At 71.1% G+C, this 23,002-nt stretch carries 22 protein-coding genes; 19 read left to right on the top strand and 3 right to left on the bottom strand.

Translation table 11 applies throughout. The features are described 5' to 3' along the window. Positions 1 to 187 precede the first annotated feature (187 nt). The 5 genes from LY41_RS04245 to LY41_RS04225 all read left to right on the top strand — a co-directional run bounded on the left by LY41_RS04245 (position 188) and on the right by LY41_RS04225 (position 5,758). The gene (locus LY41_RS04245) at positions 188 to 598 is read left to right on the top strand and encodes a YraN family protein (RefSeq protein ID WP_372493078.1); all 411 of its coding nucleotides are present in this window, start codon (positions 188 to 190) and stop codon (positions 596 to 598) included. After that, a complete protein-coding gene (locus LY41_RS04240) occupies positions 598 to 2,109 on the top strand; it encodes a YifB family Mg chelatase-like AAA ATPase (RefSeq protein WP_253862476.1) in 1,512 nt (503 codons plus the stop codon). The genes LY41_RS04245 and LY41_RS04240 overlap by 1 nt, the downstream gene beginning before the upstream one ends. Continuing rightward, on the top strand, positions 2,106 to 3,347 hold the full coding sequence (gene dprA / locus LY41_RS04235) for a DNA-processing protein DprA (protein WP_253862475.1): 1,242 nt from the start codon (positions 2,106 to 2,108) through the stop codon (positions 3,345 to 3,347). The genes LY41_RS04240 and dprA overlap by 4 nt, the downstream gene beginning before the upstream one ends. Positions 3,348 to 3,414: 67 nt before the next feature. Then, positions 3,415 to 4,608: a tyrosine recombinase XerC gene (locus tag LY41_RS04230; RefSeq protein ID WP_253862474.1), complete on the top strand. Its 1,194-nt coding sequence runs from the start codon at positions 3,415 to 3,417 to the stop codon at positions 4,606 to 4,608. Positions 4,609 to 4,891: 283 nt separating this feature from the next. Continuing rightward, positions 4,892 to 5,758, top strand: a complete 867-nt coding sequence (locus LY41_RS04225; protein WP_253862890.1) for a FliA/WhiG family RNA polymerase sigma factor — start codon at positions 4,892 to 4,894, stop codon at positions 5,756 to 5,758. A gap of 18 nt (positions 5,759 to 5,776) precedes the next feature. Here LY41_RS04225 and LY41_RS04220 read toward each other — a convergent pair whose 3' ends face one another. Then, a complete protein-coding gene (locus tag LY41_RS04220) occupies positions 5,777 to 6,466 on the bottom strand; it encodes a murein hydrolase activator EnvC family protein (RefSeq protein WP_253862473.1) in 690 nt (229 codons plus the stop codon). A 370-nt stretch (positions 6,467 to 6,836) separates the two neighbouring features. Between LY41_RS04220 and rpsB the strand changes: the two genes are divergently transcribed. From rpsB to LY41_RS04195, 5 genes are all read left to right on the top strand, one after another. Then, positions 6,837 to 7,646, top strand: coding sequence for a 30S ribosomal protein S2 (gene rpsB, locus LY41_RS04215; RefSeq protein WP_253862472.1), 810 nt, complete (start codon positions 6,837 to 6,839; stop codon positions 7,644 to 7,646). A 51-nt stretch (positions 7,647 to 7,697) separates the two neighbouring features. Next, complete coding sequence (tsf, locus tag LY41_RS04210; RefSeq protein ID WP_253862471.1) at positions 7,698 to 8,522, top strand: translation elongation factor Ts; 825 nt, start codon at positions 7,698 to 7,700, stop codon at positions 8,520 to 8,522. Between the two features lie 151 nt (positions 8,523 to 8,673). After that, complete coding sequence (gene pyrH, locus LY41_RS04205; protein ID WP_253862470.1) at positions 8,674 to 9,429, top strand: UMP kinase; 756 nt, start codon at positions 8,674 to 8,676, stop codon at positions 9,427 to 9,429. Further along, the gene (gene frr / locus LY41_RS04200; protein ID WP_253862469.1) at positions 9,426 to 9,983 is read left to right on the top strand and encodes a ribosome recycling factor; all 558 of its coding nucleotides are present in this window, start codon (positions 9,426 to 9,428) and stop codon (positions 9,981 to 9,983) included. Before pyrH ends, frr begins: the two co-directional genes overlap by 4 nt. Then, entirely contained in the window at positions 9,983 to 10,975 is a 993-nt protein-coding gene (locus tag LY41_RS04195; protein ID WP_253862468.1) for a phosphatidate cytidylyltransferase, read from the top strand. The genes frr and LY41_RS04195 overlap by 1 nt, the downstream gene beginning before the upstream one ends. A gap of 30 nt (positions 10,976 to 11,005) precedes the next feature. Here LY41_RS04195 and LY41_RS04190 read toward each other — a convergent pair whose 3' ends face one another. After that, positions 11,006 to 11,845, bottom strand: coding sequence for a VOC family protein (locus LY41_RS04190; RefSeq protein ID WP_253862467.1), 840 nt, complete (start codon positions 11,843 to 11,845; stop codon positions 11,006 to 11,008). A gap of 117 nt (positions 11,846 to 11,962) precedes the next feature. On the opposite strand from LY41_RS04190, the gene LY41_RS04185 reads away from it, so the two are divergent. Together LY41_RS04185 and rlmN are read left to right on the top strand one after the other, a co-directional pair. Further along, on the top strand, positions 11,963 to 12,793 hold the full coding sequence (locus LY41_RS04185; protein ID WP_253862466.1) for a class I SAM-dependent methyltransferase: 831 nt from the start codon (positions 11,963 to 11,965) through the stop codon (positions 12,791 to 12,793). A 51-nt stretch (positions 12,794 to 12,844) separates the two neighbouring features. Further along, the gene (rlmN, locus tag LY41_RS04180) at positions 12,845 to 13,951 is read left to right on the top strand and encodes a dual-specificity RNA methyltransferase RlmN (protein WP_253862465.1); all 1,107 of its coding nucleotides are present in this window, start codon (positions 12,845 to 12,847) and stop codon (positions 13,949 to 13,951) included. 680 nt (positions 13,952 to 14,631) lie between these two features. Here rlmN and LY41_RS04175 read toward each other — a convergent pair. Further along, positions 14,632 to 14,913 (bottom strand): DUF2631 domain-containing protein, encoded by a 282-nt coding sequence (locus LY41_RS04175; RefSeq protein ID WP_253862464.1) that lies wholly within the window; start codon positions 14,911 to 14,913, stop codon positions 14,632 to 14,634. A 93-nt stretch (positions 14,914 to 15,006) separates the two neighbouring features. On the opposite strand from LY41_RS04175, the gene dxr reads away from it, so the two are divergent. The 7 genes from dxr to LY41_RS04140 all read left to right on the top strand — a co-directional run bounded on the left by dxr (position 15,007) and on the right by LY41_RS04140 (position 22,971). After that, positions 15,007 to 16,227 carry a 1-deoxy-D-xylulose-5-phosphate reductoisomerase gene (gene dxr, locus LY41_RS04170; RefSeq protein ID WP_253862463.1) on the top strand — a complete coding sequence of 407 codons (1,221 nt, stop codon included), beginning with the start codon at positions 15,007 to 15,009 and terminating at the stop codon, positions 16,225 to 16,227. A 3-nt stretch (positions 16,228 to 16,230) separates the two neighbouring features. Next, the gene (locus tag LY41_RS04165) at positions 16,231 to 17,454 is read left to right on the top strand and encodes a M50 family metallopeptidase (protein ID WP_253862462.1); all 1,224 of its coding nucleotides are present in this window, start codon (positions 16,231 to 16,233) and stop codon (positions 17,452 to 17,454) included. Positions 17,455 to 17,595: 141 nt separating this feature from the next. Then, entirely contained in the window at positions 17,596 to 18,747 is a 1,152-nt protein-coding gene (gene ispG / locus LY41_RS04160; protein ID WP_253862889.1) for a flavodoxin-dependent (E)-4-hydroxy-3-methylbut-2-enyl-diphosphate synthase, read from the top strand. Between the two features lie 48 nt (positions 18,748 to 18,795). Further along, the gene (locus LY41_RS04155; protein ID WP_253862461.1) at positions 18,796 to 19,674 is read left to right on the top strand and encodes a helix-turn-helix domain-containing protein; all 879 of its coding nucleotides are present in this window, start codon (positions 18,796 to 18,798) and stop codon (positions 19,672 to 19,674) included. Next, positions 19,671 to 20,216 carry a VOC family protein gene (locus LY41_RS04150; RefSeq protein ID WP_253862460.1) on the top strand — a complete coding sequence of 182 codons (546 nt, stop codon included), beginning with the start codon at positions 19,671 to 19,673 and terminating at the stop codon, positions 20,214 to 20,216. The genes LY41_RS04155 and LY41_RS04150 overlap by 4 nt, the downstream gene beginning before the upstream one ends. Positions 20,217 to 20,301: 85 nt before the next feature. Next, positions 20,302 to 21,153 (top strand): GNAT family N-acetyltransferase, encoded by an 852-nt coding sequence (locus tag LY41_RS04145; RefSeq protein ID WP_253862459.1) that lies wholly within the window; start codon positions 20,302 to 20,304, stop codon positions 21,151 to 21,153. A gap of 3 nt (positions 21,154 to 21,156) precedes the next feature. After that, positions 21,157 to 22,971, top strand: coding sequence for a penicillin-binding transpeptidase domain-containing protein (locus LY41_RS04140; protein ID WP_253862458.1), 1,815 nt, complete (start codon positions 21,157 to 21,159; stop codon positions 22,969 to 22,971). Positions 22,972 to 23,002: the final 31 nt, after the last annotated feature.

The raw sequence follows: 23,002 nt of genomic DNA, 5'->3' as shown, positions 1-23,002 counted from the left end.
TGGGCGTCGGTGCGATAGCACGGACCCCCGACGAACCGGAGCACTGCCTGCCCGTGCCAGCCGGGTTGTCCACAGTGCCCCGGTTGTCCACAACTTCGCAGAAACCCCCTGCCGCGGCGACGGCGATCCGGTGATCGTGGGTTCGGGGCCGGTGAGTGCCGGCCGCGGACCTTGGGGGTGAACGCGAGTGAGCACCACGTTGCGCGATCCGGGAGACGGACGTTCCCGGGCAGGCCGAGGCAGCCGATCCCACCTCGAACTCGGACGCCGGGGCGAAGACCTGGCTGCGCGATATCTGACCGACGGCGGCCTGATCGTGCTGAGCCGCAACTGGCGGTGCCGCGAGGGGGAGCTGGACATCGTCGCGACCGACCGGTCGATGCTGGTCGTGTGTGAGGTCAAGACGCGCTCCGGGCGCCGCTTCGGCGAGCCTGCCGAGGCGGTCACCGAGGACAAACAGGCGCGCATCCGGCGGATCACGTCACGGTGGCTGTCGGAGTTCCAGGTGTCCTGGTGCCCGATCCGGTTCGACGTGCTCTCCGTGGACTGTCCGCCGGTCGGTGAGCCGACGATCCGGCACATCCCGGGAGCGTTCTGATGCCTCTCGCACGTGCGTGGTCGGTCGCCCTGATCGGCATCGAGGGGCGGCCGGTGGAGATCGAAGCGGACATCGGTGCCGGATTGCCCGGAACGAAGCTCGTCGGCCTGCCGGATGCGGGTCTGCGGGAGGCCAAGGACCGGGTGCGGGCAGCGGTGCGCAACAGCGGCCAGCGCTGGCCCGACAGCAACGTCACCCTCGGACTGTCCCCGGCGGATCTGCCGAAGGACGGTTCGGGCTACGACCTCGGCATCGCGGCGGCCGTGCTCGCCGCGTCGGGCGCAGTACCGGCGCCGAAGCTGCTGGACACGGCCCTGCTCGGGGAACTCGCGCTCGACGGCAGAGTCCGGCCGGTGCGCGGCGTGCTGCCCGCGTTGCTGGCGGCGCGGAAGGCCGGGTATCGCCGTGCGGTCGTGGCGCTCGAATCGCTGGCCGAAGGTTCGCTGGTCGGCGGGATCGACGTCGTCGGCGCCGAGCGTCTCGGGGAGCTCATCTCCTGGTTGTGCGACGAGGGCTCGCTGGCGAGCGCCGAACCGGACCGCGGCCCTGCCCTGCCGGAGCACGCGGATCTGGCCGACGTCGTCGGTCAACCGGAGGCGCGCTGGGCCCTCGAGGTCGCCGCGGCCGGCGGGCACAACCTGCTGATGACCGGGCCGCCGGGGGTCGGCAAGACGATGCTGGCCAGGCGCCTGCCCGGTCTGCTGCCGGAGCTCGGTGACGACGAGGCCCTCGAGGTCACCGCGGTGCACTCGGTCGACGGCTCGCTGCAACCGGATTCCCCGCTGGTGCGGATGCCTCCGTTCGTCGCGCCCCACCATTCGATCTCGGTCGCTGCACTGATCGGTGGCGGCACCGGTATCGCGGCACCGGGCGCGATCAGCAAGGCGCATCGAGGTGTCCTCTTCCTCGACGAGGCGGCCGAGTACGGCGGCGAACGCCTCGACGCTCTCCGCACCGTCCTGGAGGAGGGCGAGGTGCGGATCGCCCGGTCACGGGGATCGGTGCGCTATCCGGCGCGGTTCCAGTTGGTGCTGGCCACGAACACGTGTCCGTGCGCGCCCCCGCGGGAAACGGAGTGCAGCTGCAGTCCGGCCGCGCGGCGGCGGTACCTGGCGAAGCTGTCCGGCCCGCTGCTCGACCGTGTCGATCTGCGGGTGCGGATGCGCCCGGTCACGGCGATGACCATGGCGGGCGGCGAGGCCGCCGAACCGACCGGGCGGGTCCGCGAACGCGTCGTCGCCGCCCGCGAACGTGCCGCGAAGCGGTGGTCGGACCACGGCTGGCAGACGAATGCCGAGGTGCCGGGCCCGGTGCTCCGTCGCGAGTTCGCCCTGCCCGCGGAGGTGACGCGACTGCTCGACCGCGGGCTGAACCGGGGCGCGATCACGGCTCGCGGGGCCGATCGCTGCCTGCGCATCGCGTGGTCCCTCGCGGATCTGGACGAGGCCGAGGAACCCGTCGCCGACCATGTCGCGGCGGCGCTGGAATTCCGGGACAGGAGGGCGGTATGAAGGACGGGTGCAACCCCGGAGAGGGCGGTCACGGCGACGGGACCCCCGATGCCGTGCACCGCGCTCGCGGGTACCTGCTCGGGGCCGCCGAACCACCCGCACCTGCGCTCGCCGCGTTCGTCGCCGGGCACGGCCCTGTGGATGCGGCCGAACGGGTGCGCCGAGGCGAGGTACCCGATGCGGTCGCGCAGGAGACCGAGGCGCGGCGCGCGACGGACCGGGCGGACAGGGATCTCGCGGCGGCGGCGCAGGCGGGCTATCGGCTCGTGACGCCGGAGGACGACGAATGGCCCGCATGGCCACTGCTGTCGCTCGAGGTGGCGACGGGCCGTGGGGTGGACGGCGTGGCACCGCCGCTGGGCCTGTGGATCCGGGGTGCGGCGCGACTCGACGAGGTGGTGGACGGTGCGGTGGCCGTGGTCGGCGCGCGGGCGGCGACCGAGTACGGCGAGCACACCGCGGCGGAACTCGCGTACGGGCTCGTGTCCGACGGTGCCACCGTCTTCTCCGGTGCGGCCTACGGCATCGACGGCTCCGCTCACCGCGGAGCGCTGGCCGCGGGCGGGCCCACCGTGGCGGTACTGGGCTGCGGCCTCGATGCCGGTTATCCCGCGGGTCATGTCGGACTGCTCAACCGGATCGCCGAGCGTGGTGCGGTCGTCAGCGAATACCCGCCGGGCACGCCACCCGCGCGCCACCGGTTCCTCGTCCGGAACCGGCTGCTCGCGGCCCTCACCGCGGGAACCATCGTCGTCGAGGCGGGAAGACGCAGCGGTGCCCGCAACACCTCGTCGACGGCGGGGGCACTCGGCAAGGTCGTCATGGCGGTCCCGGGGCCGGTCGGTTCGGCGACGTCCGTCGGCTGCCACGAGCTGATCCGCGAGGCGTACGCGACGCTGGTCGCGTCGGTGCCGGACGTGCTGAGCACCGTCGGACGGCTCGGCGAGGCCGTGCCCGACACCGCCCCGCGCCCCCGCAGGCCCACCGATGAGCTCGGACCGCAGGCCTTGCGGGTGCACGAGGCGCTGGGGGAGCGGCGAGGCCGGTCCCCGGATGCGGTCGCCGAGGAATCGGGTGTACCCCTCGCCCGCGTGCGGGCGCTGCTGCCGGAACTCGAACTGTCCGGGTTCGCCGAACGATGCGAGTCCGGGTGGCGACGAGCCGCCGGCGTCCCCGATCGGGTGACGTCGTTCGGCGGGGCGACGGAACAGGAGGAACGCGGCCCTCGCCCGGGCTGATTGCAGCTTGATCATCGAGGTGTGGCGATGCTTGACCCCATGGGTGGAGTGGCCCAGCGTCGGCGGCATGAGTTCTTCGACCGCGCGCGGGCGACCGGCCGCGGGCACCGCCGGTCGGCGCACGGACCTGCGCCGATTGCGTGAGCGGCTGCCGGCCCGCGTCGCAGCCGTCGTCGATGACTACGAGCGGCACTCGGCGTTCGAACGGGGGCTGTCGGACCACACGGTGCGCGCCTACACCGGTGACGTCGTCTCGATGTTGGCGTTCCTGCACGGAATCGCGGCCCCCGGGACCGACGACACCGACGACACCGACGGGACCGGCGGGACCGGCGGCACCTACGGGGCCGGTGGCACCGGCGGCACCGGTGACACCGACGACTCTGGCGAGCCCGAAGGAGCGCCCTGCGGGTCGGACCGTGCCGGCGGGGACGACTCTCATGGCGGGCACAGTGGGCACGGTTCTCACGGCGAAGGCGGTGCCGGCGGGCTCGACGACCTGGACATCGAGGTGTTGCGGGCCTGGCTCGCGCAGCAGCGTGGAGAGGGCCACAGCCGCACCACGCTCGCACGGCGGGCCGCCTCGGTGCGGACGTTCACCGCGTGGGCCGCCGACCGCGGGCTGCTGGCTGTCGATCCCGGACTCCGGCTGGCGGCGCCGAAGGCGCATCGCCGACTGCCGGGGGTGCTGCGGCAGGAGCAGACCGCCGACGTTCTGGGTGCGTCCGCCTCCGGTGCGCAGCAGGAGGATCCGGTCGCGCTGCGCGATCACGCGCTACTGGAGATGTTGTACGCGACGGGCGTACGCGTGGCCGAATTGTGCGCCGTCGACGTCGACGACATCGATCTCGGCAGCAGGCTCGTGCGGGTGTTCGGCAAGGGCTCGAAAGAGCGGATGGTCCCGTTCGGGCTGCCTGCGGAACGAGCGTTGCGATCCTGGCTCGACGCCGGCCGGGACGCGCTGGCCACCGCGTCGTCCGGGCCGGCGCTGTTCCTCGGTGCGCGGGGCGGGCGGATCGACCAGAGGACCGTGCGACGCGTCGTGCACGACGCCGTAGAGTCGGTCCCCGGCGCGGCGGGCACCGGCCCGCACGGGCTGCGGCACACGGCGGCGACGCACCTGCTCGAGGGGGGAGCGGATCTGCGAAGCGTTCAGGAACTGCTCGGTCACGCTACGCTGTCCACCACGCAGCTCTACACGCATGTGACCGTCGAGCGGCTGAAGGCGATTCATGACCGAACCCACCCCCGTGCCCGATGACGCCGGTGGAGTTTCGGCCCGTACGGTCGCGCGTGGGGCGGGTGATTCGGTGACGTCCACTCACGAATCGGCGCCCGTCCACGAGCGCGCCGGTTCGTCCGGCGCCGACCACGGCCCGCCCGTCACCGATGCGCCGGCTGTCGCGGATCCCGCTGTCGCGGATCCCGGCACCGATGCGCAGGCCGCCGAGAGCGGCACCCCCGCTGCCGCGTACGGCAACGGTGCGGCCGGCGAGGGCCGCACTCCGTCCCAGTCCCAGTCCCCGGCCCCGGCTGCGGAGGCTCTGCCGACCGCGGAGAGCCACGCGACGACGGCTGCCGGCGACGGCACCGGCGACGGCCACGGCGCCGGCTCCGGCACTGGCTCCGGCGCCGGCGGGGGACGGGCAGAGGCGGACGCAGCGATCAAAGCGTTGTGGCACGAGTTCGCCACCGAGCCGTCCCAGCGGGTCCGTGACCGCCTGGTGCTGCATTACGCCCCGTTGGTCAAATACGTCGCAGGCCGGGTGGGTACGGGTCTGCCGACGCACGTCGACGTCGCGGACCTGATCCAGTCGGGCATCTTCGGCCTCGTCGACGCCATCGAGAAGTTCGACCCGGATCGCGGACTGCGCTTCGAGACCTATGCGATGCAGCGCATCCGCGGTGCGATCCTCGACGACCTGCGTTCACAGGACTGGGTGCCGCGCGTCGTCCGCAGCCGTGCCCGTGAGGTGGAACGCACCCTCGAACGGCTCGGTGCGCGACTCGGCCGGACTCCCACGGACGCCGAGGTCGCCACGGAACTGGGCATCTCGCTGAACGAACTGCACGACCTCTACGGCCAGCTGCGCCTCACCAGCGTCGTCGCGCTCGAGACGCTGGTCGCGGCGGGCCGGGACAGCGAGTCGGTCGTCGAGTCGCTGCCCGACGACGACGCGGTCGATCCGGCCGCCGTGCTCGTCGACCGTGACAACCGCAAGCAGCTCGCCGACGCCATCGCCCAGCTCAACGAACGGGACCGGATCGTCGTCAGCCTCTACTACTTCGAGAGCCTGACGCTCGCCGAGATCGGCAAGGTCCTCGGCGTGACCGAGTCGAGGGTCAGTCAGCTGCACACCCGGGCGGTCCTGCGCCTGCGTGCGAAACTCCAGGGACAGTCCGGGGCCTGATCCGGTTCGCGTCGGCCTTCAGCCGGGCCACGGTTTCAGCCGCAGCGCGCCGGCGAGCGGTACGACCGTGACCGGGTCGAGGTACCGCTCGCCGCGGCGCAGGCCCCAGTGCAGGCAGGCTGCGGCCGCACAGTCGTCGTGGCCGCGGGCGACCGTGCCGATGGGCAGGCCCGCGCGGACCCGGTCGCCCTCATCGACCTGCACCGACAGCGGTTCGTACGTCGTGCGCAGGCCGTCGGGGTGCTCGATCGACACGACGCCCCTGCCCGCGAGGTCGCCTGCGTGCACGACCCGTCCGCCCGCGGCCGCGAGCACCGGCTGCCCGGCCGCGGCCGCGAGGTCCACGCCCCGGTGGCCCGGGCCGTACTCGCTGTCCGGCGCGTCGAACGGGCGCACCACACCGGGCTGCGGGTCCAACGGCCAGGCGAACGTCACGTCGGCCGCAGGCTGCGCCGCGGCGCCGACGGCCGTTCCGGCCCCGGCCACCGTCGTCGCGGACCGCGGTGCGGGTGCCGGGGTGGGGGCCGGCGGAGTCGCCACCATGAGGAGCGCGACCACGGTGGCGACGGCGGGAGTGAGGGCGGGAGTGAGGGCGGCGGCCGCGGTGACGGCACGTGCTCGGCCGCCCGGCGCCTCCGGAGCCGGCCGCGTCGTGCGCGCGTGCGGCGGCGGGCCCGCGGGCCCTCGTACGGTCGAACGGAATCTCATCCGCCCAGAGTGGCCGCCCGGAACGTCGGGTGTGGTCGTGCGCTGCGAATCTGTGGACAGCCGAGCCCGATGTGGACAACTCGCGGCGCTCGGGCGTCCGGGTCGAGCGCCGACAGCCGGGCGGCGTACACTACTCGACGCAGTCTGTGTTCACACAGGCTGACTTCGCGTGCACGTGCGCGCCCCGTGAGCGGCGTCGAGCTGCGATCGGGGCACCGGTGCCCGGCGGTCTCCCGGACCGAGTACTCCCGGGAGTCCGGACGCCGGCACGGCACCAGGGCGGCCACCGAACCCGGTGGACCGCGACAACCGGCCCGCGTACCGGACGAGACGTCCGGTACGCCCAGACAGAAGAGGTGCGAATCAGGCCATGGCCGTCGTCACCATGAAGCAGCTGCTCGATTCCGGCGTGCACTTCGGGCACCAGACCCGCCGCTGGAATCCGAAGATGAAGCGCTACATCCTCACCGAGCGCAACGGCATCTACATCATCGACCTGCAGCAGACGCTGAGCTACATCGACCGCGCGTTCGAGTTCGTCAAGGAGACGGTCGCGCACGGCGGCACGATCCTGTTCGTCGGTACGAAGAAGCAGGCGCAGGAGGCCATCGCGACGGAGGCCCAGCGCGTGGGCATGCCGTTCGTGAACCAGCGCTGGCTCGGCGGCATGCTGACCAACTTCCAGACCGTGCACAAGCGCCTCCAGCGCCTGAAGGAGCTGGAGTCGATGGAGCAGACCGGCGGTTTCGTGGGGCTGAACAAGCGTGAGATCCTCACGCTCACCCGCGAGAAGGACAAGCTGGAGAGGACTCTCGGCGGTATCCGCGACATGTCCAAGGTGCCGAGCGCCGTCTGGATCGTGGACACCAAGAAGGAGCACATCGCCGTCGGCGAGGCGCGCAAGCTCAACATCCCGGTCGTGGCGATCCTCGACACGAACTGCGACCCGGACGAGGTCGACTACCCGATCCCGGGCAACGACGACGCGATCCGCTCCGCCGCCCTGCTGACCAAGGTGGTGGCCGAGGCCGCTGCCGCCGGTCTGATGGCGCGTTCCGGTCGCAACGGCGCCGCTCCGGAGGGTGAGGACAAGCCCGAGGCCGCCGCCGAACCGCTGCCCGAGTGGGAGCAGGAGCTGCTCGCCGGCTCCGAGGCGGCGGGTCAGAGCACCGCTTCCTGATCCAGTACCGATACCACCTGCGCATCCAGCGACAGAGAACGGAAACGCACGATGGCGAACTACACCGCGGCAGACGTCAAGCGCCTCCGCGACCTCACCGGCTCCGGCATGATGGACTGCAAGAAGGCGCTGGAGGAGAGCGAAGGCGACTTCGACAAGGCCGTTGAAATCCTGCGCATCAAGGGCGCCAAGGACGTCGGCAAGCGTGCCGAGCGTTCGACCGCCGAGGGCCTGGTGGCAGGTGCCGGCGGTGCCCTGGTCGAGCTGAACTCCGAGACCGACTTCGTCGCGAAGAACGAGGAGTTCCAGCAGCTGGCCGACAAGCTCGTCCAGGTCGCCCAGTCGGAGAAGACCGACGATCTCGAGAAGTTCACGGCCGCCGAGGTCGACGGCAAGTCCGTCGGCGAGGTCGTCCAGGAGCTCTCGGCCAAGATCGGTGAGAAGATCAAGGTCCGCCGGGTCACGTACTTCGGCGGCAACGTCGAGACGTACCTGCACCGTCGCGGCTCCGGCCTGCCGCCCGCGGTCGGTGTGCTCATCGAGTACACCGGCGACGGCGAAGCGGCCGCCGAGGCCGCTCGCGGTGCGGCGCTGCAGGTCGCGGCGCTGAAGGCGCAGTACCTCACGCGTGACGAGGTGCCCTCCGACGTCGTCGAGAACGAGCGCCGGATCGCCGAGTCGACCGCCCGCGAGGAAGGCAAGCCGGAGCAGGCTCTGCCGAAGATCATCGAGGGCAAGGTGGGCGCCTACTACAAGGACAACGTCCTGCTGGAGCAGCCGTCGGTCACGGACAACAAGAAGACCGTGCAGGCGCTGCTCGACGAGGCCGGGGTCACCGTGACGCGGTTCGTCCGCTTCGAGGTCGGCCAGGCCTGAGTTCGTTCGCACTCATGTGCCCCGTCTCCTGCCAGGCCGGAGGCGGGGCACATGTGCGAGACCCGCACCGACCGAGATCCGACCGACCGAGATCCGACCGACTCTGACACCGTCCGATCGGCCACCGCAGACGCTGAAGGGACCACCGGATATGACCGAAGGACAGACCGATCGGCCCGGACGCGGTTATCGGAGAGTGCTGCTGAAGCTCGGCGGTGAGATGTTCGGCGGCGGCTCCGTCGGCGTCGACCCGGACGTGGTGCACTCGGTTGCCGTGCAGATCGCCGAGGTCGTCCGCGACGGTGCGCAGATCGCGGTCGTCATCGGCGGTGGCAATTTCTTCCGCGGTGCGGAGCTGTCGACGCGCGGTCTCGATCGTGACCGCGCCGACTACATGGCGATGCTCGGTACCGTGATGAACTCGGTGGCACTGCAGGACTTCCTCGAGAAGGAAGGTGTGCCGACGCGGGTGCAGACCGCCATCACGATGGGGCAGGTCGCCGAGCCCTACGTTCCGCGCCGCGCCGAGCGCCACCTGGAGAAGGGGCGGGTGGTCATCTTCGGCGCCGGCACCGGCATGCCCTACTTCTCCACCGATACGGCGGCAGCCCAGCGTGCTCTGGAGATCGGATGCGACGCAGTGCTGATGGCCAAGGCCGTCGACGGTGTGTTCACCGCCGACCCGCGCGTCGATGCGAGTGCCGAGCTGTACGACACGGTCACTCACCGCGAGGTACTCGAGCGTGGCCTCAAGGTGGCCGACACGACGGCGTTCAGCCTGTGCATGGACAACAACATGCCGATAATCGTCTTCAACCTCCTCACCGAGGGCAACATTGCCCGTGCGGTCAGCGGTGAGAGGATCGGGACACTGGTCAGTACACCGACGAACCTGGAGCAGCCGTGATCGACGAGACGCTCTTCGACGCAGAAGAGAAGATGGAAAAGGCGGTGTCTCACGCCAAGGAGGAGCTGTCGTCGGTGCGCACCGGCAGGGCGAGCCCGGCGATGTTCTCCCGCATCACGGTCGAGTACTACGGTGCGCCGACTCCGCTGAATCAGATGGCCAGCATCAACATCCCCGAGGCGCGCATGGCCGTGGTCAAGCCGTACGACGCGTCGCAGCTCGGGGCCATCGAGAAGGCCATCCGGGACTCCGACCTGGGCGTGAATCCGACGAACGACGGCCACATCATCCGCATCGTCATCCCGCAGCTCACCGAGGAGCGGCGCAAGGAGATGGTCAAGGTCGCCAAGCAGAAGGGCGAGGACGCCCGCGTCTCCGTCCGCGGCGTTCGGCGGAAGGCGAAGGACGAGCTCGACCGCATCGGCAAGGACGGTGAAGCCGGTGAGGACGAGGTCTCACGTGCCGAGAAGGAACTGCAGAACCTCACGGACAAGTACGTGGCGCAGATCGAGGAGCTCGTCAAGCACAAGGAATCCGAGCTTCTCGAGGTCTGATGCCGAACGTGACCGACGACCGGGAGCGGCGCTCCGGTGCTGCCGATCCTGGCCGGCGTCCGGACGAGAGCGACGACGCCGCATCGCCAGAGCCGGGTGAGGCGCCTCAGCGGCGCGCCTCACCGGGCGAGCCGTCCGGTCCGGAGCCGGCTCCGGACCGGACGAAGCAACAGGAGAAACAGGACAAGGCCGGGCGGAACCTCCCCGCCGCGATCGGCGTGGGCGTACTGCTCGGCGCCGCGATCCTGACGTCGCTGTTCACGGTCCGGTACCTGTTCATCGGGATCGTTGCGGTCGCCATCGCGATCGGGACGGTCGAGCTGAGCCGGGCGTTCCGCCGGGTCGCCGACATCCGGATCGCGATGACGCCGGTGCTGGTCGGTGGCCAGGCGATGATCTGGCTGGCGTGGCCGTTCGGCCGCGAAGGCGCGTTGACGGCGTTCGTCGTGACGGTGCTGGTCTGCCTGCTGTGGCGGCTGCCTGCCGGTGCGGACGGCTACGTGCGTGATGTCGGATCGTCGGTGTTCGCCGCGGCGTACCTGCCGCTGTTCGCCTCGTTCGCGGCGATGCTCGTGCCGCCGGACGATGGCGTGGGCCGGGTCCTGTCGTTCATGCTCGTCGTGGTCGCTTCCGACACCGGCGGCTACATCGCGGGTGTGCTGCGCGGCCGGCATCCGATGGCGCCGTCGATCAGCCCGAAGAAGACGTGGGAGGGCTTCGCAGGTTCGCTCGTCGCGGGCATCGCTGCGGGCTCGCTGGCACTGTCGCTGCTCGTGGACGGCCTCGCCTGGCAGGGTGTGCTGTTCGGCATCGCGATCGTGCTGACCGCGACGCTCGGCGACCTGATGGAATCGCTGATCAAACGTGACCTGGGCATCAAGGACATGGGCAACCTGCTGCCGGGACACGGCGGGCTCATGGACCGCCTCGATTCGCTGCTGCCGTCGGCGCTGGCGTCGTGGCTGCTGCTCAGCGCCTTCGTCCCAGCCTGACGCGCGCGCCGCCCGGCGTGACGGGCACGGTCAGTCGTCGTAGGGGTCGTCGACCTCGGCGCGGCCGATGCCGAGGTCGACGGGGCAGCTGTGATCGACCACCGAGAACATCGCACCGGCCGGGTCGGCGAGCACGGCGACGCGGCCGAACGGGGTGTCGAACGGCGGCGTGATCACCGAGCCGCCGAGCATCAGGCTCTGGCCGGCGACCGCGTCGGTGCCGCGATGGGGGTCGACCTGCAGGTAGGTCATCCAGTGGGGGCTGTATCCGGCCTGTTCGGGCGGCAGGACGTACCGGTAGATGAGGGGTTCGGCGCCGAGCCGCCACTCCAGGTAGTCGATGCCGTCCGTGCCGATCTGGTGGCTGGCGTAGCCGAAGAGTTTGTCGTAGAAGTCGTCGGCGCGAGCGGCGTCGTGCGTGTTGAGGTCGGTGCCGCTGAAGCTGCCGGGCAGGGTCCTGGCGAACGTCCAGCTGTCGGTGAGCTGCCAGAACACCACGGGCGTGCCGCTCGGGTCGAGCGCGTGCACGATCGTGCCGCGGTCGGGAATGTCGACGGGCCCGAGCGTCACGACACCGCCGAGGTGCTGCACCCATTCGGCCGTGGCGGCGGCGTTCGTGACGGACAGGTGCGGCATCCAGCCGGTCGGCTGGTTGCGGCCCGTCTGGTACATGCCGCCGACTTCCCAGCCGTCGAGGGTCGCGATGTTGTAGCGATGGGTGGCGGTCGCCGGGTCCCGCTTGACGGCGAACGTCCAGCCGAACAGCTGCTCGTAGTAGGCCCGGGCGGCGGATTCGTCGGGCGTGGCGAGTTCGATCCAGCACGGCGTGCCTGCGGCCAGAATCGCGGTGGATTCGTTCGTGTCGGACATGGTCACGAGACCTTTCGCCGCCGTCGTCGTCGAAACGCAACTTCCCGAGCGGAACCCCGCCGAGCAGAAACGTAGATGATCTTACGCCTGGGGGAGCGACGTCGATACGCTGTGTGCGTGAACCGGTTCGGGCGCGCCACCGCGGTCTATCCCAGCCCCAACATCTGGTACCACGCCGGCACCTACGAGCTCGAGAACCGGGTGCAGGATGCGGACGGGGCCGTCTGGGGGCAGCTGCACGAGCTGGCTCCGTGGGCGGGCAGGGACGTCGTCGACCTCGGTTGCGGGGACGGGTTCCATCTGCCCCGGATGGCCACCGAAGCCCGGTCGGTGCTGGGCATCGAGCCGTATGCGCCGCTGGTGCGCAGGGCAGAGGAACGGATCGGCGAGCTCACGAACGCGACGGTGCGGCGCGGACGCGCACAGCGCATCCCGGTGGGGGACGCGTCGGTGGATGTGGTGCACGCGCGCACGGCGTACTTCTTCGGCCCGGGCTGCGAACCGGGGCTGCGAGAGGTCGATCGTGTGCTGCGGCCCGGCGGCACGTTGGTGATCGTCGACCTGGACACGCGGCATGCGCCGTACGGCGCATGGATGCTCGCCGACCTGCCGCATTACGACTCCGCCGCGGTGGACGCGTTCTTCGCCCGGGCAGGGTTCGCGTGCACGCGCGTGGAGACGCGCTGGGTCTTTCCCGGCGCGGCGGCCGTGCGTGCGGTGCTGGGGATCGAGTTCAGCCCGCGGGTCGCGGCGCGGGCCGCGGCCGAGACGCTGGGCGAGGACACCGGTGACGGCCCGGTGGAGCTACCGGTGGGCTATCGGATACTGGTACGGCACAAGCCGGCGGGACTGGTCACCGCGAGCGGCGTCGGCGCGCGTGGTGCCGGAGTGCCTGGGGCCGGGGCGCGCGGGGCCGGGGCGCTGCGACGATTGCTGGCACGCGGTTGACCGGTGCGGCCGGGCGAGCACATGTCGACATGTGGGAGCATGGAGAGCGCTATGACTGCGCTTCCCCTCGTTTTCGACGCGCCCCGTCGCGGCCTGCCCGCGCGGCATCTCGCCGACCTCACGCCCGACGAGCGTGCGGAGGCCGTGACCGAGCTCGGTGAGAAGCCGTTCCGCGCCAAGCAGCTGTCGAACCACTACTTCTCGCGGCTGACCGTCGACCCCGAGGACATGACCGACATCCCGGTGGCTTCGCGGCAGAAGCTGATCGACGATCTGATGCCGTCACTGCTCACCGAGGTGCGTGCGCTCGACTGCGACGACGGTGAGACCCGCAAGACGCTGTGGCGGGCGCACGACGGCACCACGCTGGAGAGCGTGCTCATGCGGTACCCGGGCCGGGCGACGCTGTGTATCTCCAGCCAGGCGGGCTGCGGCATGGCGTGCCCGTTCTGTGCCACCGGACAGGGCGGGCTCGACCGCAACCTGTCGACCGCGGAGATCGTCGACCAGGTGCGGTCGGCCGCCGCGGTGATGCGGGACGGTGCGATGCCGGGCGGGGAAGGCCGGCTGTCGAACATCGTGTTCATGGGCATGGGGGAGCCGCTCGCCAACTACAAGCGCGTCGTCGCCGCGGTGCGCCGGATCACCGAACCCGCACCGTCGGGGCTGGGGATCGGGCAGCGTTCGGTGACCGTGTCGACGGTCGGTCTGGCTCCCGCGATCCGCAAGCTCGCGGACGAGCGGATGCAGGTGCGGCTGGCCGTGTCGCTGCACACGCCGGACGACGAGCTGCGCGACACGCTCGTGCCGGTGAACAACCGCTGGGCGATCGACGAGGTCCTGGAGGCGGCGCGCTACTACGCCGACACCTCCGGCAGGCGGGTGTCGATCGAGTACGCGCTGATCCGGGACATGAACGACCAGCCGTGGCGCGCGGACCTGCTGGCCAAGCGCCTGCGCCAGCACCTCGGCCACCTGGTGCACGTCAACGTGATCCCGCTGAATCCCACGCCGGGTTCGAAGTGGGACGCCTCGCCGAAGGACGTGGAGCGCGAGTTCGTCCGCCGCGTCAACGACGGCGGCGTCGCCTGCACCGTGCGTGACACCCGTGGTCAGGAGATCGCGGCCGCGTGCGGCCAGCTGGCCGCGGAGAGCTGACCCGCGAGCAGGTCCCCGACGAGCGCACGGTCGCGTGCGCTTCGCCGTCGACCGTGCGCGCAGCGTGATGCGTGCGCCAACCTCGTCCCTGCGTGAGACGCGCAGGCGACGATGGGGGTGTCATGAGCGGCTTCACGAACACGTTCGAGGGTGGGGTCGGGAAGCTCGTACAGATCGACCACGTGCAGGGCGGTGTCCACCTGCACGCCGACACGTCGGCTCCGGCAGTGCCGCCGCCGTGCCGGCTCGGCCCGCCGCTGCCGCACTACACCAACCACGCTGCCGCACTACACCAACCACGCTGCCGCACTACACCAACCACGAGTTCGCACGGTGGACGTCCGATTCGCGGCGGATCGCCCTGGCGAGCTTTCACTCCCGTCGCTGTCACAGATCGACGTCGCCGTGGACGGTACCGATCTGCACGTTCTTCTCGACGTTCCCGGCAGAACTGATGGGCGAACGCGGCGTCGTCGACATTCTGCGTGTTCAGTTGCTGCCATGCGGTCTGCAGTTGTTCGGCGAACTCGGGATCGTCCCTGCGGGCCTCGTCGAACCGCTGAGCCAGGGCGGTGAATCGTTGCTGATCGTCGGACCGGTCGCCCGCGGCCCGGCGCGACGCGGCCGCAGGCCGGTGGGTCAGCGCGCCGGGCCCGGCGTCACGGGACTCGAGCAGCGGGTCAGTTCTGGCGCCAGGCGGTGCGGCGGCGCTTGAGGTCGTACACCAGGCCGCAGGCGATGGCGATGGCCGTGCCGACGAGCCAGATGTTCTCGGTGTTGCTCTCGTGATTGCCGATCAGCATGACCAGCAGTGCGAACACGGTGAACCAGCCGGCGCCCTGCGTGGCCTTGGGGAACCCGCCGTGCCAGCCCCACTCGGCGGACGGCTCGTCGTGGGGGTCGACCCCGTTCGAGTAACTCACCTCGGTGCCGGTGCGCTTCTCGACCGCGTTGCCAGCCACGTTCACTCCTCCTGCGCTCGGACTCCTGCTCGCAGGCGATGATCCCACATGCCTGCCGTCGGGTCGCTGTCAGGAGTCCGAGACAATGGCCACGTGACCTACCCACGCAGCGTCCTCGTTCTCGGTTCCACCGGGTCCATCGGCACCCAGGCGCTCGACATCGCCGCCCGTCATCCGCAGCTGTTCCGGGTCGCGGGTATCGCTGCGGGCGGCTCCGATCCGAGGGCGCTGGCCACGCAGGCCCTCGAACACGGCGTCGGCTCCGTGGCGATCACGCGGGCCACCGCGGTCGAGGACCTGCAGCTCGCGCTGTACGCCGAGGCGCAGCGGCGCGGCTACGCCCGGGGCGAGTTCGCGCTGCCGCGGATCTTCGCGGGCGCCGAGGCCGTGCTCGACCTCATCGACGCCGAACGGGCCGACGTCGTGCTCAACGGTCTGCCCGGGTCGCAGGGACTGCGGCCCACCCTGGCCGCCGTCGAGACGGGCGCCTCGCTGGCGTTGGCCAACAAGGAGTCGCTGATCGCGGGCGGCCCGCTCGTGCTCGGCGCCGCGGCCCCGGGGCAGATCGTTCCCGTCGACTCGGAGCACTCCGCGCTCGCCCAGGCCCTGCGCGGCGGCCGGACCGAGGAGGTCGACCGGCTCGTGCTCACCGCGTCCGGCGGCCCGTTCCGCGGGCGCAGCCGGGCGGAGATGGCCGACGTCACGGTCGACGACGCCATGGCCCATCCCACGTGGGCGATGGGCCCGCTCGTCACGATCAACTCGGCGACCCTCGTCAACAAGGGGCTCGAACTGATCGAGGCGCACCTGCTGTTCGACATCCCGTGCGAGCGCATCGACGTGACGGTGCATCCGCAGTCGATCGTGCACTCGATGGTCACGTTCACCGACGGCTCGACGATCGCCCAGGCCAGCCCGCCCGACATGCGCCTGCCCATCGCGCTGGCGCTGCACTGGCCGGATCGCGTGCCCGGCGCGGCCAGCCCCTGCCGGTGGGACACCGCCGCGCAGTGGACGTTCGAGCCGCTGGACGACGAGGCGTTCCCCGCGGTGGAGCTGGCCCGCGAGGCCGGCGCGGCGGGCGGGTGCCTGCCCGCCGTGTTCAACGCGGCGAACGAGGAGCTGGTGGGAGCCTTCCTGGCCGGAAACGCCGGTTTCACGTCCATCGTGGACACTGTGGGTGCGGTGGTTGCCGCAGCCGACGAATGGCGCCGCGAACCCGCGGGCGTCGACGACGTCTTCGCCGCAGAGGAGTGGGCGCGTTCGCGCGCTCGCGAGGTCGGGGGATCGATGATCGGTAACGGAGGAAAGTAGCGGGTGCTCGTCTACATCCTGGGGGTCGTGCTCTTCGCGCTCGGCATCTGCATCTCGGTGGCGTTGCACGAGGCCGGCCACATGATCGCCGCCAAGTCGTTCGGGATGAAGGTGCGGCGGTACTTCGTCGGCTTCGGCCCGACGGTGTTCTCGTTCCGCCGCGGCGAGACCGAGTACGGCCTGAAGTGGCTTCCCTTCGGCGGCTTCTGCGACATCGCGGGCATGACCGCGCTGGACGAGGTCACCGACGACGAGCGCCCGCGTGCGATGTACCGGTTCAAGACGTGGAAGCGCACCGTCGTGATGGCGGCGGGCTCGTTCACCCACTTCGTCCTGGGCTTCATCGTGCTGTACCTGCTCGCGGTCACGATGGGCCTGCCGAACCTGTTCGGCACTCCGGAGATTTCACAGGTCTCGCGGTGCGTCCAGGACGCCCGCACCAATCAGCAGTACACGAACCCGGACTGCGAGCCGGGTGCGCCGGCACCTGCGCGGGACGGCGGTATCCGGCAGGGCGACGTGATCGTCTCGGTGAACGGGCAGGAGACCCCCACCTACAACGACGTCGTGGCCGAGGTGCAGAACCTGTCCGGCCCGACCGACTTCCGTGTCGAGCGCGGCGGCGAGGTCGTCCCGCTGACCGTCGACGTGGAGAAGGTCACACGGCCGGTCTCCGACCCGGAGGATCCCGAGGCCACGAAGCTCGTCGACATCGGCTCGATCGGCGTGACGTTCACCAGCCGCTGGGAGTACGGCGCCGCGGGTGCGGTCGGCGGCACGGCCGCGTTCACCGGCGATCTCGTGGTCGAGACGTGGCATCGGCTGCTGGAGCTGCCCGAGCGGGTGCCCGCCGTCGTCGAGGCGATCTTCGGTGAGGAACGCGACCCGAACACCCCGATCAGCGTCGTCGGGGCCAGCCGTATCGGCGGTGAGGCCGCGCAGGAGGGCCTGTGGGAGCTGTTCTTCTTCCTGCTGGCCAGCCTCAACTTCTTCGTCGGCATCTTCAACCTGCTGCCGTTGTTGCCGCTCGACGGCGGGCACATCGCGGTGACCTGGTACGAGCGTGTCCGCGACTGGCTGCGCAAACTGCGCGGCAAGGCGGCGGCGGGACCGGTGGACTACACGAAGCTCAACGCCGTGACGATGGTCATCATCGTCGTCGGTGGCGCGTTCGTGCTGCTCACCATCACCGCCGACGTCGTCAACCCGATCCGCATCACCGAATAGACGGTCCCGACGACGACGGCCGGTGTGCGCACGGCTCCGCCGAGGGTGGCCGGTGTGCGCACCGGCCCTCGGCCGGACGGGGTGAGTGCGGGCGCGGGTATCGTGGAAGCGAACGCGTTCGCCGACTTTGCAGAGGATTCGATGACCGTCGACCTTGGTCTGCCCGGCACTCCGCCCCCCGTACTGGCCGAACGGCGTCAGACCCGGCAATTGCAGGTCGGACCCGTCGGGGTCGGCAGTGAGCACCCGGTCTCGGTGCAGTCGATGACCACGACCAGCACCGCGGACATCAACTCGACGCTGCAGCAGATCGCCGAACTCACCGCCTCGGGCTGCGACATCGTGCGGGTGGCCTGCCCGACCGCCGACGACGCCCAGGCGCTGCCCGCGATCGCGCAGAAGTCGAAGATCCCGGTGATCGCCGACATCCACTTCCAGCCCAAGTACGTCTTCGCCGCGATCGAGGCCGGCTGCGCGGGCGTGCGGGTGAATCCGGGCAACATCCGCAAGTTCGACGACCAGGTCGCCGAGATCGCACAGGCCGCGAAGGACCACGGCACGCCGATCCGTATCGGTGTCAACGCCGGCTCGCTGGACAAGCGGCTGCTGGAAAAGCACGGCAAGGCCACGCCGGAGGCACTCGCCGAGTCGGCGCTGTGGGAGGCGTCGCTGTTCGCCGAACACGACTTCCACGACCTCAAGATCTCGGTCAAGCACAACGATCCGGTCGTGATGGTGCGCGCCTACGAGCTCCTCGCCGAGCAGTGCGACTACCCGCTGCACCTCGGCGTCACCGAGGCCGGGCCCGCGTTCCAGGGCACGGTCAAGTCTGCCGTGGCGTTCGGTGCGCTGCTGCGGCAGGGCATCGGCGACACGATCCGCGTCTCGCTGTCGGCACCGCCGGTGGAAGAGATCAAGGTCGGCACGCAGATCCTGCAGTCGCTCAACCTGCGCCCGCGCAAACTCGAGATCGTCTCGTGCCCGTCGTGCGGCCGCGCGCAGGTCGACGTCTACAAGCTCGCCGACGAGGTCACCGCCGGGCTCGAAGGCATGGAGGTGCCGCTGCGCGTGGCCGTCATGGGGTGTGTCGTCAACGGCCCCGGCGAGGCGCGGGAGGCCGACCTGGGCGTCGCGTCCGGCAACGGCAAGGGGCAGATCTTCGTCAAGGGCGAGGTCATCAAGACCGTGCCGGAGGCGCAGATCGTCGAGACCCTCATCGAGGAGGCCATGCGCATCGCCGAGGAGAACGGCGACGTCGACGCCGCTGGGGAGCCGGTCGTCACGGTGGGCTGACCCCCGCGGCAGGCCGATGGCCGCGGGCCGCCGCTTCTGCCAGGATCGATGCTTGTGGGAGACGGATGGGCCGCCGCGCGACCGCAGCCACGGCTTCGGCCGTGGGTGGCGCGGTACGTCGGGTACCGGTCCGCCGGGGCAGCGGCCGCGGCGGCCGGGCCGCAGTCCGTCCATCGCGGCCTGCCGAGCGGACATCTGACGCTCAACATCAGCCTGGGCGAGCCGGTCCGCATCGTGGGCATGCCGCGCGGCGACCAGGCACCCGGCGAGTTCCGGGCGCTGCTCGGCGGGTTGCACACGGCGCCGGTGCTCATCGCGCGCGGCGGCACGGAGTTCGGGCTGGAGGTGGCGCTCGAACCCGCAGGGGCGGCCGCGGTGCTGGGCGTGCCCGCCGCCGAACTCACCGGTCACGTCGTCGACCTGACCGAGTTCGGCCGCGACCTCGCCCGGTTGCCGGAGCGGCTGGCGGAGGCGCCGGACTGGGCGCACCGGTTCGCGATCCTCGACGACGTGCTGAGCGCCCGCACAGCCGGCGACTCCGATGCGGTCGACGCGGCCGGGGCGGCTGCGTCGGACGTCGAGTGGGCGTGGCGCCTGATCCGCCGCTCCGGCGGCACCGTCCGGGTGGCGGACCTGGCCCGCGAAACCGGGTGGAGCAGACGCCGTTTCGGCGAACGGTTCCGCCGTGAGATCGGGTTGACGCCCAAACAGGCAGCCCGCGTCGTCCGGTTCGAACGTGCCGCGGGGCTGCTGAAGGCGGGCCGCGGCCTCGCCGAGACAGCGGCGCTGTGCGGCTTCTCCGACCAACCGCACCTGACGGGGGAGTGGCGGGCGCTCGCCGGCTGTGTGCCCACGACGTGGCTCGCCGAGGAGCGCCCGTTTCTCCAAGACCCGCTCCCGGTTCCGGACCCAGACTCGGAGCCATGACGGAGACAACAGACACCACGCACACAGCGCACACAGCGGCTGCACCGGATCCAGCGGACACCACGGGCACAGTGGATGCGGCGACCGGCGCCGGCACCGGCCCGGCCACGGAACTCTCCGGCCGGACCACCTCCGACGACGCCGTGGCGCGGCCCGGCGTGTGGCCCGGCGTGCTCTACGACGACATCACCCCGGCCCGCCGGTTCCTGACCGGCGTGCTCGGCTTCACCGAGGCCCTGATCGTGCCGGACGGGGATGACCGCGACCGGGTCGTGCACGGCGAATTGCGCTGGCCCGAGGGAGGCGGCGTTATGATCGGCTCCCGCAGGCCCGAAGCGCACGACGGAGCCGGAGCAGCCCAGCAGGCTCCGCAGTGGATCTACGTCGTGACGACCGACCCCGACGCCGTGTACGAGCGCGCGCTCGCCGCGGGCGCCGTCGTCGCACAGGAACCGCACGACACCGACTACGGCTCCCGCAACGTCGCGATCGCCGACCCCGAGGGCACCGTCTGGGTGTTCGGCACCTACCCGGGCACCTGACATCGCCGCCGATCGGCCCGTCGCGGGTACACCGACCGGGGTGGTCGTTCCCCGCTGCGAGCCGATTTCTGGCAGGCTGGACGACGTGTTGCGGGTTGCTGGCGCGCGGCTGCTCGATGACAGGGACTATCCGGCCGTCCGGGCCGTGCTCGGTGCGAACCCGGTGGCGAGCTGCATGGTGTCCGCGCGCGTCGAGATCGCGGGGGTGGACCCGTGGCGCCTCGGCGGTGAGTTGTGGGGTACCGACGGGCGCGAGGTGAACGGCGCGCTCGACGGGTTGTGCTTCGCCGGGCCGAACATGATCCCGCTCTGCGGTGGCGGTGCCGCGATCCGGTCGTTCGCCGACCGGGCGCTGCGCCGGTCGCGGAGGTGTTCCTCGGTGGTCGGGCCGTCCGAGCAGGTGCTGGGCCTGTGGGACGAACTGGCCGTGGACTGGGGACCCGCCCGCGAGATCCGCGCCGAACAGCCGCTCCTGGCGCTCGAACGCAGCCCCGACGTACTGCCCGACCGGTTCGTCCGACCCGTGCGACCGGACGAACTCGAGCGCTATCTGCCCGCGGCGATCGCGATGTTCACCGAAGAGGTCGGCATCGACCCGCGCGCAGGCGACGGCGGTGCGGGATACCGGGCCCGGGTGGCGGAGCTGATCGCGAGCGGACGTGCCTTCGCACGGTTCGAGGACGGCGAGGTCGTGTTCAAGGCCGAGATCGGCGCGTTGTCGCAGCACATCGGCCAGATCCAGGGCGTGTGGGTGCATCCGGACCGCCGCGGTGAAGGTCTCGGCGCGTCCGGCACCGCCGCGCTCGTGCAGCACCTGGTGAAGGACATGGGACGGGTGGCGAGTCTGTACGTCAACTCGTTCAACACACCGGCGCTCGCGTCGTACCGCAGGATCGGATTCCGCCAGGTCGGCAGCTTCGCGACGGTGCTGTTCTGACCCATGGCGAAACGTGTGGGTACCGCCATCGCGTTGGCGGCCGTGCTGACGGTCTCCGGCTGCAGCGTGTTCGGCGGAAGCGGAGCCGAATCCGCCCTCGACGAGTTCCTCGCCACGTGGCAGGAGAACGAGCTCGACGAGGCGGCGGCGCTGACCGACGCGCCCGACACCGCCCGGGCGGCGCTGCGCGGAACTCAGAAGGCGCTCGGCGCGGGGTCACTGTCGGCGGAGCCGGGTGAGGTCACCGAAACCGCAGGAGGGGAGAGCGCCGACGGCCGCTACTCGCTCGCCTGGACACTCGGCGACGGACGCACCTGGCGCTACGACGCGCAGGCAGAACTGCGCTCGACCGACGACGGGTGGAAGGTGCATTTCGCGCCGACGGTCGTGCATCCGGACCTGGGCGCGCAGCAGAGCCTCTCGCTCGTCACCGACACGCCCGCGCCGGCGCCCGTGCTCGACCGGGACGGCGCCGCGCTGCTGAAGACCGACACGGTCATCGGCGTCATGCTCGACCGGAAGGCCGCGGGGGACCGGCTGGACGAGGTCGCCGGCACGCTGGCCGGTGCGGTCTCGCAGTTCGACGACCGCATCACCGCACGCTCGATCCTCGACGGTGTCCGTGACACCGAGGACGGGCAGGGCTACCTCGTCGTCAGCCTGCGGTCGGCGGACTACCAATCGGTCAAGCCGCGGATCTACGAGCTACCGGGGGTGACGTTCACCAGCCGGAAGCGATTGTTGTCGGCCGAACGGGGGCTCGGCGACAAGATCCTGCCGATGATCCGGAACCACGTGTCCGAACGTGTGGCAGGTGAGGACGGCTGGCGGGTCGTCGTCAACGACAGTGCGGGCGCCGAGGTGCGCGAACTGCACGCGGTGGAAGCCGAACCGGCGTCGGCCGTGCGTACGGCCCTGAGCCTGCCGGTCCAGCAGGCCGCCGAGCGTGCACTGCAGAAGGTGGACGGGCCCGCGGCGATCGTCGCCGTCCGCCCGTCGAACGGTGACCTGCTGGCGATCGCGCAGAACGATGCGGCCGACCAGCAGGGCGCGATCGCCCTGACCGGCCGGTATCCACCGGGTTCGACGCTGAAGATGGCCACGGCCGCCGCCGCGCTCGACGTCGGGGAGACCCGGCCGGACGCCACCGTGGCGTGCCCGGCCACGACCACGATCGGCCACCGGCGCATCCCGAACGAGGACCGGTTCGACCTGGGCAGGGTGCCGCTGCACACGGCGTTCGCCGAATCCTGCAACACGACGTTCTCCCAGCTGTCGGCGAGGCTGCCCGCCGATGCGCTCACGAACGCCGCGCGATCGCTGGGGATCGGCGCCGACTTCGTCGTTCCCGGGATCACGACGGTCACCGGATCGGTACCGGAATCCGATGACCGGGTCCAGCGAGCCGAGAACGGCATCGGCCAGGGCACGACCCTCGCCAGCCCGTTCGGGATGGCGCTGGCCGCCGCGACGGTCGACGCCGGCGAGATGCCCACACCCGGGCTCATCCGCGGCGACCGCACCAAGGCGAGCAAAACCGGCGAGCCGCTGTCCGGCGACGTGCTGCGACCGCTGCGGCGGATGATGCGTGAGGTCGTCACCGACGGCACCGCGAGGGCACTGCGGGAACTGCCGGGCGTGCTCGGCAAGACCGGCACCGCACAGTACGGCGACGGCAGCAACTCGCACGGCTGGTTCGCCGGCTACGGCGACGACGGGACGCTCGACGACGTGGCGTTCGCGACGCTGCTCACCGGCGCCGGCTCGTCGAAACCCGCCGTCGACGTCACGCGCGACTTCCTGTCCGGATTGCGGTGACCGGGCCCGCCCGTCTCCCGGCCGCCACCCC

This window comes from Prauserella halophila, assembly GCF_024171895.1.
Taxonomy (GTDB): domain Bacteria; phylum Actinomycetota; class Actinomycetes; order Mycobacteriales; family Pseudonocardiaceae; genus Prauserella; species Prauserella halophila.
This window is presented reverse-complemented; position numbering and strand designations above follow the sequence as displayed.